Below are 14,237 nucleotides of genomic sequence, written 5' to 3' on the forward strand. Positions count from 1 at the left end.
GTCCCGTGCTTCAGACCGGCAGCCCCTTCGCCCTCAGAACCGCATCGAATCTCTCCGGGTCCGAATTGCCCGCCAGATTCGTCGCTCGGATGCCTGCTTCGCGCTCCAGATGACGCACCGCCCGCTCCAGCACCGACTCGGCCTCTGCCGCCGGGATGGCGATCACGCCATCCGCATCTCCGAGCATCAGGTCTCCCGGCAGGACCGCCAGTCCTGCACAGGCCACCGCCACGTTGATCTCTCCAGGCCCCTCCTTGCTGGGTCCGCGATGCGTATGCCCACGCGCGAAAACCGGCAGTCCGCCCTCGGCCCATTCCAGCCGGTCACGCAGCGCCCCATCGATGACCAGCCCGCCGAGCTTGCGCACCAGACACGTCGTGCGCATGAGGCCGCCGATCAGCGCCTGCGTCAGGTCGCCACCGCCGTCGATGACGAGCACGTCACCGGGCCGGACCATCATCAGCGCCTTGTGAATCATCAGGTTGTCGCCGGGTCGGACGCGCACCGTCACGGCCTGACCGCAGAGCACGGTGTCGAGCCTGCCGTGGTAGCCGGTGAGCCCGACGGCGCCGACGCTGCGGCCCATGCAGTCACCGGCAACCGCCACGGGGATGCTCCGGAACGCTTCGATCAGCGCGTTCGGCAGATCGGCAGCACGGGCATTGATGCGGTAGCCGGGTGGCCATGCGGCCGAAGCGGGTGGATGGTTGCTCATGGGGTTTCACCGGTTGAAGCGATGGAAAAGTGGTCGAGGCCGGGCGACGAGGACATCCGGTCCGCGTTGACACAGGTCGACGGGTCAAGTTCGCCGCGCTGCAGAAAAGCCAGCACGGTGCGCGCCGCGCCCAGCGCCATCGCGTCGAGTGCAGCGGGCGTCGAGCCGCCGACATGCGGCGTCAGAACCACATTCGGCAGCAGAAGCAGCGGATGGTCCGGCGGAAGCGGCTCGACCGACATCGTGTCGAGCCCGGCGGCACGCAGGCGGCCGCTGCGCAGCGCGGCGATCAGCGCGATCTCGTCGACGACCTCGCCCCGCGCGGTGTTGATCAGGATGGCGCCTCGTGGCATGCGGGCGATGCGTGCGGCGTCCATCAGGCCGCGCGTCGCGTCCGTCAGCGGCACGTGCAGGCTGAGCACGTCGGCGAGTTCGACGACCGCATCGACGGACGACAACCGGCGCACGCCCTCCAACGCGGCCGGAAGCGTCGTCACCGAGGGATCGAAAGCCACGACCGGCATGCCGAGCGCCAGCGCGACGGCGGCCACGCGCTGCCCCACCGCGCCGAGGCCGACCAGCCCGAGCGTGCGGCCGTGCAGTTCCAGCCCGTCCTGGGCACGCGACCAGCGACCCGCGCGCAGTTCGGCGTCCAGCCAGGCGAGGCGACGGGCGGCGGCGAACATCAGCCCGAGCGTCATTTCGCAGACCGATTGCGCATTGGCACCCGGCGTCACGCACACCGGAATGCCACGCTCCGTCGCGGCGGCCACGTCGATATTGGGCACGCCGACACCGTGCTTGCAGACGATGCGCAGCGTCGGGCAGGCCGCCATGTGCCGCGCCGTGAGCGGCACGGTGCGAGAGATGACCGCGTCCACCGGCTCGGCCGACATGACATCGCCGACGACCCCGTCAGCGCTGCCGGAGGGCAGGTAGAGCACACGGCAGCCGGCGTCGCTCAACAACCGCGCGCCCGGCGCGGCCAGCGTCGCAGCGGTGACCAGGACGGTGAATTCGCGCATCGCCCGTCAGTCCAGCTGGATGTTGGCCTGGCGCACCACATCGCCCCAGGTCTTGTGTTCCCTGGCGATGAGTTCACCGAACTGCGTGCTGGTGCGGCCCGTGGCTGCCGTGCTGCCCTCGTTGGCGAACTTCTCCAGCACGTCAGGCCGCGCCAGCACCTTGCTCACCTCGGCATGCATGCGCTCCACGAGGGCCGGCGGCGTGCCGGCCGGCGCCACGACACCCGACCACGTCTGTGCGTCGAACGCGGGAAAGCCCGATTCGGCCAGGGTCGGCACGTCGCCCAGTGCCGGCAGCCGTGCCGGCGAAGTCACCGCGAGCGCCCGCAGGCTGCCGCCCTTGACCTGACCGAGCACCGAGACCGAATTGCCGATGTAGAAATCCACATGGCCGGAACGCAGGTCGTTCACCGCGGGGCCAGCGCCCTTGTACGGCACGTTCAACAGCGCGATGCCGCCACGGCGTTCCAGCAATTCGATGGCGAGATGGCCGACCGTGCCATTGCCAGCGAAAGCGACGCGCATCGGATCGGGCCGCTTCTTGGCGGCGGCGACCAGGTCGGCCATCGTCCTGAACGGCGAGTCCGCCTTCACCGTGACGACCATCGGTTGCGACGCCACCAACGCGACCGGCACCAGGTCCTTGAGCGGGTCGAAAGGCATCTTGGCGTAGAGCGACGGGTTGATCGCCATGTTGGCGGTCTGTCCGATGCCGAAGGTGTAGCCGTCGGCCGGTGCGCGGGCCACGGCATCGAGGCCGATGTTGCCGGCAGCACCCGCACGGTTTTCGACGACCACGACCCATCCACTCTGCACCGTGAGCTTTTCGGCCACCAGACGGCCGAGGAAGTCGGCGCTGCCTCCGGGCGGGAACGGCACGATGAGGCGGATCGGGCGTTGCGGCCACGCGGCCGGCTGGGCCGAAACCGTGCTCGCAGTCACCCACGCAAGGGTGGATGCAGCCAGCGCGGTGGTCACGCGGGCGAGAAGGCGTCGTCGAATCATGGTTGTCTCCTGAAGATTTGCCGGCGATCTTCTCAACCTTGATTCATTCGGTCCATTTGATTAAATTGATTCAACCATTTCTTTAGGTTATGAATGACCCTCAACCTGCGCGATCTCGCCTACTTCGAAGTCGTGGCCGAGCTCGGTCATCTGGGACAGGCGGCCGACAAGCTGGGGCGGTCACAGCCGGCGTTGACCAAGTGCATGCAGCGCCTGGAAGCCGCGTTCGGCGTGCCGCTGTTCACGCGCGCCGGTCGCGGCATCCGGACCACGGCGGTGGGCGAGGTGCTTCTGGCACGCGCCCGGTTGCTGCGCGGCGCATCCGAGGAAGCGCTGCGCGAAGTGAATGATTTCGCAAAAGGCAACGCCGGTCATGTGCGCATCGGCAGTGGACCGATCGCTGCGGACAACGTGCTCCCCGCGCTGTCCCGGTTGCTGCTGTCCGAGGCGCCCGGCACCACGATCGACATCACCGTCGGGCCCAGCATGGCGCTGCGCGAAGCCTTGCGCGAAGGCAGCATCGACCTGTTGATCGGTCTCATCCCGCTGCCCGATCCGCACTTTCAGACGCATCCGATCTTCGACGACACGGCCGTCGTCGCGACCAGCCCGGAGCACCCGGTTTTCTCACTGCCGGCGATCACCCTGGAAGCGCTGTGCAACTACGGTTGGGTGCTGCCGGCCGCGTCGATTCCAAGCCGCCAGTGGCTGGACGCCGTCTTCCGAACGCACGGCCTCCCGCTGCCGATCGTGCAGATCAGCGCCAACTCCATTCCCCTGTTGCCTGCATTGATCCTGCGAACGGGATTGCTGAGCTTCATCTCGCGACGCACCCTGGAGCGTGGGAGTGACGGGGTGCTGAAAGAAGTCCCGCTGGCAGAGACGACCCTGCAGCGCACGCTGGGCGTCACCTACCGAAGCGACGCGTACCTGTCGCCCGCCGCACGCAGGCTGATCGCCATCCTGCAGGCGGGGGATTTCAACGAGGATGATTCACAGGTCGCGAGCGAAACCAACGTGCTGGATCCGTTTCCATTCCCTGGTTCAGCGCAATTGTCTCGCCTCTAAAAATGGTCGAGCGCCATTGGGCGATCCGACCCGGAGTTTTATGAGCAGCGCCGATCTGTCGACGCCGCTCTCGACAACAGCCTTCACTCTGGCTTGAAACCTGCACTTCTGAGCAGTTCGGCGCTCTGCGTCACGAAACCTGCCACATACCGTCTGAATTGCTCGACGTCCTGCGTCACAGGCTCGACGCCCAGATTGGCAAGCGCGCCGCTTCTGCCGAGTTCGGTCATGGCGGCATTGATGGCCTCGTTGAGAAGTTGCACGCGGTCGGGCGGCGTGCCTTTGGGCGCCCACACCCCATACCACGACCCGTAAGTGAATCCGGGCAGTCCACTCTCCTGAACGGTCGGAACGTCCGGCGCCAACGGGCTGCGTTTGGCCGATGTGATGGCAATCGGGCGAACCCGACCCGCCTTGGCCAGCGGCAGGACCGAGATCATCGAGTCCATCAGGAGTTGCACATGCCCACCACCCACATCGACCAGTGCAGGCTGCGTGCCCTTGTACGGCACGTAAGTGAACTTGACGTTGCCTTGTTTGGCCAGCAGCAGCGTGGCCAAGTGGCTGGGGGCGCCGGCTGCGGGAATCGCGGCGGTCCACTTGTCGGGCTCCTTCTTCGCGGCGGCCAGCACCTCCCCGAGCCTGCGCGGCGCCAGGGTGGGCGCGATGACCAGCATCAGCGGCGCCTCGGCGACCCGTGCGATCGGCGCAAAGTCCGTCTGCGGATCGTAGGGCGGCGTGCTCATGACCTCCTTGGCCAGCACATGGGTGGCGGCCGAGAACAGCAGGGTGTAGCCATCGGCCGGGGCGGTCTGCACCGCCTTGCCGCCGAGCGACCCGTTGGCCCCGGCCCGGTTCTCCACGATCACCGGCACGCCGCCGAGCTGCGTGTGAAGCTGCTGGGCCAGCAGCCGAGCGACGTTGTCGACGCCCCCACCAGCGGCGAACGGCACGACGATGCGAACCAGCCGGTCGGGAAACTTGGCCGTCTGCGCCCAGGCGGGCGAGAACGCGAGGACCGCGCAGGCGGCGAGAACTTTCAAGGGCTTCATGGTGTCTCCAGGGTTTTTGTCGATGGGTCAGGTACGGGAGCCACGGCGGACCTGCGCCTTCGTCGGCGCTCGAAGACGCGCAGCGACTCGTCCAACGCCTCGGCGTCGACGCCGCTTGTGATGAAGACGATCCGGGAGCGGCGATCCGTGCTCGGCCAGGCCGGCAGGAACTCGGGGGGCTGATAGAGGTGCTGCACCCCGTGAAAGACCAGGGGCCGGTCCGGCTCCTCGACCAAGTTGACGATGCCCTTGACTCTCAGCAGATCCTCCCCGCGCATTGCGATCACCATGTCGAGCCAGGCCTCGAAGCTCTCGCGCGCCAATGGGTCATCGCGCACGATCACGAACGATCGGATGCCTTCCGGGTGCAGGAGGGGTTCGGACGTTCCAGCGGCCTGCAATGTCGGCCGGTAGTGCAGACCGAGCAGGTCCCCGCCCGAACTCCCGCCGTCCCGGTCGGGCGTGGTCTGCAACGTCCGGCGCAGCACGCCCACGTGTTCATCGGGGTGGAGGTGGACGTCGGCGTCGGGATTGAGGGCCTGCAGGCAATCCAGCAGGCTGGGTGACACCGGCCCGTTCAGGAGATCGGTTTTCGTGACGAGCAATTGGTCGGCCATCGCCATCTGCCTGGTGGCCTCCGGATGACGCTCGAGCGTGCCCGCGCCCAGGACGGCATCGACCGTGCAACAGACTCCCGCGAGCGAGAAGCGGCCCTTCACGGCGGGCTCGCCCATCAGCGTGCGCAGGACGGGCGCAGGATCGGCCAGGCCGCTGGTCTCGATGAGGACCTGGCGCAGCGGCGGACCGTCGGTGTCGCCGCGCGCGCCGAGCGCCACCAGCGCCGCGACCAGGTCGCCGCGCACCGCGCAGCACATGCAGCCGTTGGCCAGCAGCACGGTGTCCTCGGTGGTCTGCGCGATCAGGTCGTGGTCGATGCCGATCGCACCGAACTCGTTGACGATCACCGCCGTGCCGTGCAGGTCGGGCTCACGCAGCAGCCGGTTGAGCAGGGTCGTCTTGCCGCTGCCGAGGAAGCCGGTGAGCACCGTCACTGGGATGCGCGCCCGGTCGGGCTCGCGGCCGGTGTCGAGCGCGGCCTCGCGCCCGCCCGCCAGCAGGGCCGAGAAGTGACCGCTGCCCATCATCCGTCCCGCCGCTGGCCGCCATGGAGCTCGGCGAAGGAGTTCAAGGTCTTCTCCAGCCGGCCCAGCAGCCACAGGCTGGCCGCCGGATCGAAGGCGTCGCGCGCCAGGTCCTCCAGCAACCCCCGCAAGGGCAGACCCGTTGCCTGCGCGGTCGGGTGCTCGCGGAAGAAGGCCTCGACCTCGGCGATGCCCGAGCGCGATCCCGCGTCCTCCAGGTAGTCGACGATGTCGAGCTCGAAGTCGACCAGCTGCAGGCTGACGCCGCCGGCGCCGCAGCCGCAGCTGGAGCCGAGCGCGACGTGGCGCACCGCCAGCTCGCTCCACAGCCGCTGCAGCCGGTCGGCGCGCTCGGCGACGTCGTCGGCCATGGCGACGTCGCTCACTGCCCGTCCCAGGCGACGTCCGCGGGCGCCGCGGTGCCAGCGGCCTTCGGCGCGGCGCGCAGCGTGCGCGTCGCCTCGGCGTCGACGCCGCCCTGGGCGTCCAGCGCCACGCGGTAGACCTCGCGCGCCACCTCGGCGCCCACATAGCCCTCGCGCACGTCCTCGGCGACCTTGTCCATGTCGCGTTCGAGCGGATCGCCGAAGCCGCCGCCGCCGCCCGAGAGCATCTTGTAGGCGTCCCCGCGCTCGAGCCGCACGTTGAAGATCTTGGCGTTCAGATGGTCGGTCTTCCACTCGCCCTTGTGGCGCACGGCCAGGCCGTTGCCCATGGCATCGCCGCCGCCCTCCAGGCCCCAGGGCTTGCAGTGCACGCGGTCGATGCGCGTCGTCACGGTGAAGGGCGACAGCGCCTGCACCACCATCTCCGCGCCCAGGCCGCCGCGGTACTGGCCGGCGCCGGCGCTGTCCTTCCTGATCTCGTACTTCTCCACCAGCACCGGGTACTTGGCCTCCAGCTGCTCGGTCGGGCTGTTGTGGGTGTCGCCGTCGTTGATGCAGACCGTGACGGAGACGCCGTCCTCGTTGCTCTTGGCGCCCCAGCCGCCGCCCAGCGGGCCGATGCCGACGATGAACAGGCGGCCGTCCTCCGGGGAGATGCCGTGGATGTTGGGGAACACCAGGTCGGCGTGGTGGCCGGCGATGGAGCGGTCGGGGATGGCCGGTGCCAGTGCCTTGAAGATGGTGTCGATCACCGTCATCGGGAAGGTCATCCACACCCGCATCGGATACGGGCGCTCGGCGCTGACGACGGTGCCCATCGGCATCACGACCTTCAGCGAGCGGAAGCTGCCGTCGTTGACCGGGTAGTCGGTCGGCGTGGTGAGGCACTTGTAGGCCACCTGCGCGCAGGCGATCCCGGTGGTGAAGCCGGAGTTGTAGAAGCCCCGCACCTGCTTGCTGACGTCCGACAGGTCCACCGTCATCTCGTCGCCCGCCACGGTCACCTTGACGCGGATCGGGATGCGCTTGCCGATCTCCAGGCCGTCGTCGTCCATGAAGGACTCGGCCTCGTAGACGCCGTCGGGGATCGACAGCGTGTTCTTGCGCGCCACCGCCTCCGACGAATCCATGATGCGGCGGATCGAGCCGTTGACGGCGTCGGCGCCGTAGCGCTGCAGCAGCTCCATGTAGCGGCGCTCGCCGGTCGTGATGGCGGTGATCTGCGCGCGCAGGTCACCCAGCGCGCGCTCGGCCAGCCGCACGTTCATCGCGATGATGTCGATCAGGTCCTGGTTGACCACGCCTTCGCGCTGGTACTTGACGATGGGGATCTGGATCCCCTCGCTGAAGATGTCGGTGGTGACGTTGCCCAGCGTGCCGCCCACGTCCAGCCAGTGCGCCATGCAGCACGTGAAGCCCTCCAGCCGGTCGTCGTGGAACACCGGCATGGTGAAGGTGAAGTGGTTGAGGTGGCTGCCGGTGGTGTAGGCGTCGTTGGTGACCAGGATGTCGCCCGGCAAAATGTTCTCGTAGCCGAAGTGCCGGATCTTGGCCTTGACCGTCTCCGACATGCCGCGGATGAACATCGGCAGGCCCAGGCCGATCGACACCGTGTCGCCCTCCTTCGTGAACAGCCCGACGGTGAAGTCCAGCGCCTCGTAGATGATCAGGTTGTAGGCCGTGCGGGTCAGGTTGGTCTTCATCTCCTCGGTCACGGCGTAGAGGCCGTTGCGGATGACCTCGACGGTGATCGGATCGATCGCGACGTCGTTGCCGCTCGCGGCAGCGGCGGGGGTGGTGTAGGTGTCTTTCATGAGCGGTCGCTCCCGATGTCGATCTGCAGGTTGCCGAGTTCGTCCACGCGCAGCGCGTCGCCGGGCTGCACGACGGTGGTGGAGGCGTGCTCCTCGATGAGCGCCGGGCCGTCGATGAGGTTGCCCGCGCGCAGCAGGTCGCGCCGGTAGACCGGCGTGTCGGCCCAGCCGCCGGCGCGGAAGTACACCGGCTTGACGGTACGGCGCGCCGCGGCTTCAGGTCGCGCGGCGCCCTCCGCCACCTGGTGCTTCGGCGGCTTCTTCATGGTGCCCAGCACGGTCACGCGCAGGCTCACCAGGTCGGCCGGCTCCTTGGGCGCCGAGGTGCCGTAGCGCACCTTGTGCAGCTCGTCGAACTGGCGCTTGATGGCCGAGCGGTCCTTGCCCTCGAAGAACGCGAGCGGCAGGTCGACCGTCACGGCGTGCTCCTGGCCGACGTAGCGCATGTCGGCGGCGCGCTCGATGACCACGCCGTCGGCCTTCACGCCCGACTGCGCCAGCGCGTCGCGGCCCTCGTCCTCCATCGACTGGTAGGCGGCCTCGATCTCGTCGAACGAGACGTCGTTCAACTTGCGGAAGACCGAGCGCACGTAGTCGTAGCGCAGGTCCGAGAACAACATGCCGTAGGCCGAGAAGTAGCCCGGCGCGTACGGGATGAGCACCTTGCGGATGCCGATCTCGCGCGCGATGGCCGAGGCGTGCAGTGGTCCGGCGCCGCCGTAGACCACCATCGTGAAGCTGCCGGCGTCCAGTCCGCGCTCGGTCGTCACGGCCTTCACGGCGTGCGACATCTGCGTCACCGCGATGCGCAGGATGCCGTCGGCCGCCTCGGTCGGCTGCAGGCCCAATGGGGTGGCCACGCGCTCGGCCATCTGGCGCTGGCAGGCCTGCATGTCGAGCTTGAGCTCGCCGCCGAGGAAGTTGTCGGCGTCGAGCCGGCCGAGCACCAGGTTGGCGTCGGTCACGGTGGGTTCCTTGCCGCCGCGCCCGTAAGCGACCGGGCCGGGGATCGAGCCGGCGCTCTGCGGACCGACGCGCAGGGCGTTGCCGGTCTCGACGCGGGCGATCGAGCCGCCGCCGGTGCCGACCTCGTGGATGTCCATCATCGGGATCTGGATCGGCAGTGCGCGCTCGTAGCCGCCGATGAGCGCCGAGCCGGTCGTCAGCGGCCGGCCCTCGCTGATCACGCCGGCCTTGGCGGTGGTGCCGCCCATGTCGAAGGCGATGGCGTCGCCCATGCCCAGCTGGGCGCAGATCGCCTGCGCGCCGATCACGCCGGCCGCCGGGCCCGACTCCAGCATGCGCACGCAGCCGACGCGGGCGTGCTCGATCGGGAACAGGCCGCCGGTGGACTGCACGACGTAGAAGTCGCCCTCGAAGCCCTTGGCCGACAGGTGCGTCTCCAGCTGCCCCAGGTACTGCGAGACGCGCGGGCCGACGTAGGCGTTGGCCACGACGGTGGAGACGCGCTCGAACTCGCGGTACTCCTGCGACAGCTCGTGCGAGGCCGAGACGAAGGCGTGCGGCAGCTCCTCCTGCAGGATCTGCTTGACGCGCTGCTCGTGCGCCGGGTTGCGGTAGGAGTGCAGCAGCAGCACGGCGACGGCCTCGATGCCCTGCCCCTTCAATTCCTTCGCCAGCTCGCGCACGGCGCCTTCGTCCAGCGCCTTGTGCAGGCTGCCGTCGGCGCGAAGGCGCTCGGCGACCTCGAAGCGCAGCGAGCGTTTCACCAGCGGCTGGTGCTTGTTGAAGAACAGGTTGTAGGCGTCGGGGCGGTTGACGCGGCCGATCTCGTAGATGTCGCGGAAGCCCTCGGTGATCAGCAGTGCCGTGTTGGCGCCGTTGCGCTCGAGCAGCGTGTTGATCGCGATGGTCGAGCCGTGCAGAAACAGCTGGCCGTTCCTCACGTCGATGTCGGCGCTGTCGAGCGTGGCCTGGATGCCGTCCACGAGCCGGCCGTGCGTGGACAGCGCCTTGCCGAACATCAGCTCGCCGGTCGCCTCGTCGAAAGCAGCCATGTCGGTGAAAGTGCCGCCGATGTCGACGGCGATGCGCAGGTTGCGCGGGGTCTGGGGGGTCGGGGAATTCGCCATGGTCGTGCGATGCCTCAGGCGGCCGTGCCGATGCGGTTGCGCAGGATGCCCAGGCCGGTGATCTCGACCTCGACCACGTCGCCCTCCTTCATGTAGCGCGGCGGCTCGCGGCGGTCGCCCACGCCGCCGGGCGTGCCGGTGGCGATGACGTCGCCCGGCGACAGCGGCGTGAAGCGCGAGACGTATTCGATGATCGTCGGGATGTCGAAGATCAGGTCGCCGACGCTGGCGTGCTGCATCACCTCGCCATTGACGCGGGTCTCCAGCGTCAATCGGGAGACGTCGGGCACCTCGTCGCGCGTGGCCAGGAAAGGGCCGAAGGGCGCCGTGCCGGGAAAGTTCTTGCCCGGCGTGAACTGGTGCGTGTGGCGCTGCCAGTCGCGCACGCTGATGTCGTTCAGGCAGGCGAAGCCGGCGATGTGCTCGAAGGCCTGGGCCGCGGGAATGTGGCGCCCGCCCTTGCCGATCACCAGGGCCAGCTCGCCCTCCCAGTCGAAGCGCTCGGAGAACGACGGGCGCAGCACCTCGTCGCCGTCGGCCGCCAACGTGTCGATGAAGCGCAGGAACAGAGAGGGGTGCTCGCTGTCGCCGCGCTTGGTCTCGGCCACGTGGGTCTTGTAGTTGAGGCCCACGCAGATGAACTTGGCGGGGTTCGGGATGACCGGCAGGGCCTGCACGTCGGTGGACGGGAGCGCCGTGCCGCCGTCGCGCGTGTTCTGTTCGAGCTCGGCCAGGGCGCCGGCGCGCAGTACCGAGACCAGGTCCGGATGGCGCCCGAGAAAGTCGGCCGACGGCTGCAGGTACCGGTCGCCCTCCACGAGGCCGTAGGACGCCTGTCCGGCGTGATTGAAGCTGACGAGTTTCAAGCATGTCTCCTGAGATTCATCGCTGCTGAAGGAGCTCGGGATGAGGTTCTTCACAACGCGGAGGACAACTTTAGAAACCTAAGACCTATTCGAATAGATAGAATTCAAAGCAATCAGATCTGCCTTTTCAGGCATGGCTTCCACGGGTAAACACCATGAACACATCGACAGTTCGTTTGTTTTTGGAAGTCTTCGAGTTGGGCAGCTTGAGCAAGGCCGCGGTCCGCCGTCAGACCGTGCAGTCGCACGTCAGCCGGCAGATCAGTGACTTCGAGGCGGATTTCGGCGGACCGCTGTTCCGCCGCACCGGACGTGGCGTGGTTCCTACCGAACTGGGCCGGCGCGCCGAGCAACGGCTGCGCGCGTGGCTGGCGGAGACCGATCGCCTGAAGCAGGAACTGCGCGAGGAGGCCGGCCAGTTGCTGGGCGAAGTGCGCCTGGGCGTGATTCCCTCGGCCGCTCATCCGCTCATGACCCGCCTGTTCCAGAACCTGCAGCGGGAGCATTCTGGCATCCGCCTCAACATCGTCGAGGCACAGGGTACCGAGCTCAACGCCATGCTTGATGGCGGCACCGTCGACATGGCAATCCTGTTCCGCTTCGACCGCCCGAGCAGCAGCGACGAGCGACTGCTGAGCGTCGCTCACACCTATTTGATCGCTGCTTCTGGCGACGCGCTCACGCGAGAGCCGACAGTGACGTTCTCACGCCTGTCAGGCCTGCGGCTGGTGCTGCCGCGACGTCCGAGCCACTGGCGCAACGCGCTCGACGAGGCAGCCCGCAGTCAAGGTTTCACGCTTGACCCGGTGGCCGAGGTCGACTCATTGACGATGCAGAAAGAACTGGTCGCCCACACCTCCGGGCTCTACTCGGTCATGGGCCCCTACTCGATTGCTGAGGAGCTCCGTCGAGGCCGGCTTCAAGCCAGCAAGCTGGTCAGCCCCGACCTCGTTCGACACGTGACACTGGCGTTTCCGAGGCAAGGCAAGTTGTCGCCCGCAAGTCGCATGACCGCCGAAACCATTCAACGTGTGGTGACTTCGTGGGGAAGTCGAATCACAGAACCTCCCGACGAGACAAAAGGCTCGCAAGCGGCTGTTTGAGTGCCATGAGCTGGGTCGACACAGCGATTTGACCAATTTGCCAGCGACAGCTGGCGCAAGCGACCCTTATTTCAAATGAGATGCATCCATTAATTCTATTGATAAATCACATAATCAACAAATCAGAAAATGGCTGATTTAATCGGATCCAGCACATCGGTGCGGCGGGCAGCACGCCCCTGTCGGCCCGCCGGTCTCGAAATCCGGGGCGACCGGTACGGACGCCCGGCCGCCATATCGATTGGTTGGACCGGATCAAGCCTTGAGCCCAAGCAGATCGTCGATCAATTTCTTCAGGCGACGCCCCTGCGAATCGCTCAGTGGCTCGACGAAGGTCAGGGTGGCCCTGCCCTTGCGGTCCCGCTCCAGCGAAGCGATGACGGCACCGGAAGCGTCCTTCCACTCCAGCGGCGTCCGGGTCCGTGCGGCCGGCTCGGAATCCGGCGTCGTGAGCGCCGCGAAGACAGTGGCCGGCAGCGGCCGGGGCTGTCGCTGCGACATCGCCCGTGCGGCCGCCAGCAGTCCCTCCGGGTCCCGCTGATGGGCGTCCTTCAAGGGCGTCGCCCAACGGAACTGCAGGTTGAGTGGTGAGCCGAAGGCGGCCACCACCTCGGCCGGCAATTTCGCCAATGCCATGGCGCGACCGATGTTGCCGAGGTCGCGGTCGATCGCCAAGGACAACTGCTTGGCGGACGGGAACAACCCCAACTCGAGGGCGCGCAGGTACATCATCCCCTGCTCCCACGCGGAAAGGTCGGCACGGTTTCGGTTCTCCCGCTCCATTTCGACGAACAGGTCGGTGTCCGCCATGGCGTTCTGGACCAGTGCGAGCACCGGGAGCCCGAGTTCGAGACACGCGCGGTGGCGACGGTGGCCGTACACGATCTCGAAAGTCCCGGGTGCGGCCACGTCGGACCTGGCCGGCCGGACCTTGATGGGTTGCACGTTACCCTCCGCGCTGGCGATCTCCGCCTTCAATTGGGCGAACGCCTCCGTCGAGAAATGCGCGAGTTCCCGATTCGCCCATCGCGACGGCAGGACCAGCGCAGGGTCGAGGCGGCGTGCCACTTCCGCACCATCGAAGGCCGCCACGCGTTCTCGAAGTTCCAGCACTTCCTTGTGCACCTCGGACTGTTCGGTCATGAAGGCCAGCATCGATCCAGGGCCTGTGCGTGGCGCCATGACGCCGGCAGCTCCCTGCCCTTCCAACGGCGGAACCTGCTTCGCAGCGACGGCGCCGCCGAGGGATCCTGACGGCTCTGTCACAACGGGCTCCGCAGCAGGCACGCCGGCCGCCGGAGCGGACAGATTGGCGGTCACGCTGAACGCGCGCTTGATCAGGTTCTTGTTTGCCATCTCGGTGATCCTCTTGAAATCGTGGGGGGCGTTCGGGTCGTTGTAGGCCTCGGCATGGGAGCGCTCGGAATGCGCGGTCCATGATTGGATGCCCATCGCCATAGTTTCGCGCAAGGCTCACAGGGTCAGCCGGCGTCACCCTGTTTATTGTCGTTCTCCAAAGCGCTCAACCGTCCTCGTGGACGGGGGGTTGTACCGTACAACCCCCCTCGCCTTTCAATCCATGCCGCGTGCTGGTGACTGCCACTGGGGCACCGGGATGGCCTGGCATGGTCGACGGCACGGCTCCCACCCCACCCGCTCGGTCACGGCGCTCAAGGCCAAGGTCGGGGACGGCGTTGGCTCGGCTCGACTGGGCTGATCTGGCGAGCGATGCCCTGTCTGCGAAACCGTACTTCGATGCAGTCGACAGTTCATCGGTCACCTGTTTTAACTAAATACTTGCCGGAACGCGTGCCGTCTGACGCCGCTGTCGGTCCCACGCGATTGCATGCTTTGAACGGGCATCCATCCTCCACGGACCACGCGACAGTACGGCTGATCCAGACGCTCGCAGCCGGACGCCACGCCGCGCGTCGCTGCCAAGCGTGGTCCACGATGAAACGAAGTCGA

12 protein-coding genes are annotated in these 14,237 nt (G+C 67.4%); 2 read left to right on the top strand and 10 right to left on the bottom strand.

The annotated features are described in order from the left end of the window. Positions 1-10: 10 nt before the first annotated feature. From NF681_19540 to NF681_19550, 3 genes are read right to left on the bottom strand one after another with little or no spacing between them, the layout of a single operon-like run. Positions 11-715: an RraA family protein gene (locus tag NF681_19540; GenBank protein UST55935.1), complete on the bottom strand. Its 705-nt coding sequence runs from the start codon at positions 713-715 to the stop codon at positions 11-13. Further along, positions 712-1,740 carry a hydroxyacid dehydrogenase gene (locus NF681_19545; GenBank protein UST55936.1) on the bottom strand — a complete coding sequence of 343 codons (1,029 nt, stop codon included), beginning with the start codon at positions 1,738-1,740 and terminating at the stop codon, positions 712-714. Before NF681_19545 ends, NF681_19540 begins: the two co-directional genes overlap by 4 nt. A gap of 6 nt (positions 1,741-1,746) precedes the next feature. Beyond that, a complete protein-coding gene (locus NF681_19550) occupies positions 1,747-2,745 on the bottom strand; it encodes a tripartite tricarboxylate transporter substrate binding protein (GenBank protein UST55937.1) in 999 nt (332 codons plus the stop codon). 93 nt (positions 2,746-2,838) lie between these two features. On the opposite strand from NF681_19550, the gene NF681_19555 reads away from it, so the two are divergent. Further along, positions 2,839-3,813, top strand: a complete 975-nt coding sequence (locus NF681_19555; protein ID UST55938.1) for a LysR family transcriptional regulator — start codon at positions 2,839-2,841, stop codon at positions 3,811-3,813. Between the two features lie 83 nt (positions 3,814-3,896). Here the strand turns inward: NF681_19555 and NF681_19560 are convergent, their stop codons facing one another. Genes NF681_19560 through NF681_19585 form a run of 6 tightly spaced genes read right to left on the bottom strand, consistent with a single transcriptional unit; the run spans position 3,897 to position 11,166 of the window. Then, positions 3,897-4,865 (bottom strand): tripartite tricarboxylate transporter substrate binding protein, encoded by a 969-nt coding sequence (locus NF681_19560; GenBank protein UST55939.1) that lies wholly within the window; start codon positions 4,863-4,865, stop codon positions 3,897-3,899. Continuing rightward, entirely contained in the window at positions 4,862-6,007 is a 1,146-nt protein-coding gene (locus tag NF681_19565) for a GTP-binding protein (GenBank protein ID UST55940.1), read from the bottom strand. Before NF681_19565 ends, NF681_19560 begins: the two co-directional genes overlap by 4 nt. Then, positions 6,007-6,378: a hypothetical protein gene (locus NF681_19570; GenBank protein ID UST56017.1), complete on the bottom strand. Its 372-nt coding sequence runs from the start codon at positions 6,376-6,378 to the stop codon at positions 6,007-6,009. The genes NF681_19565 and NF681_19570 overlap by 1 nt, the downstream gene beginning before the upstream one ends. 11 nt (positions 6,379-6,389) lie before the next feature. After that, entirely contained in the window at positions 6,390-8,207 is a 1,818-nt protein-coding gene (locus tag NF681_19575) for a hydantoinase B/oxoprolinase family protein (protein ID UST55941.1), read from the bottom strand. Beyond that, a complete protein-coding gene (locus NF681_19580; GenBank protein ID UST55942.1) occupies positions 8,204-10,300 on the bottom strand; it encodes a hydantoinase/oxoprolinase family protein in 2,097 nt (698 codons plus the stop codon). The genes NF681_19575 and NF681_19580 overlap by 4 nt, the downstream gene beginning before the upstream one ends. 14 nt (positions 10,301-10,314) lie before the next feature. Then, the gene (locus NF681_19585) at positions 10,315-11,166 is read right to left on the bottom strand and encodes a fumarylacetoacetate hydrolase family protein (protein ID UST55943.1); all 852 of its coding nucleotides are present in this window, start codon (positions 11,164-11,166) and stop codon (positions 10,315-10,317) included. Between the two features lie 155 nt (positions 11,167-11,321). Here NF681_19585 and NF681_19590 point away from each other — a divergent pair, with 155 nt between their 5' ends. Continuing rightward, positions 11,322-12,269, top strand: a complete 948-nt coding sequence (locus NF681_19590) for a LysR family transcriptional regulator (GenBank protein ID UST55944.1) — start codon at positions 11,322-11,324, stop codon at positions 12,267-12,269. A 255-nt stretch (positions 12,270-12,524) separates the two neighbouring features. Here NF681_19590 and NF681_19595 read toward each other — a convergent pair whose 3' ends face one another. After that, positions 12,525-13,721, bottom strand: a complete 1,197-nt coding sequence (locus tag NF681_19595) for a ParB/RepB/Spo0J family partition protein (protein UST55945.1) — start codon at positions 13,719-13,721, stop codon at positions 12,525-12,527. Positions 13,722-14,237 lie beyond the last annotated feature (516 nt).

The sequence above is a fragment of the Comamonadaceae bacterium OTU4NAUVB1 genome (genome assembly GCA_024372625.1).
Taxonomy (GTDB): Bacteria; Pseudomonadota; Gammaproteobacteria; order Burkholderiales; family Burkholderiaceae_C; genus Variovorax.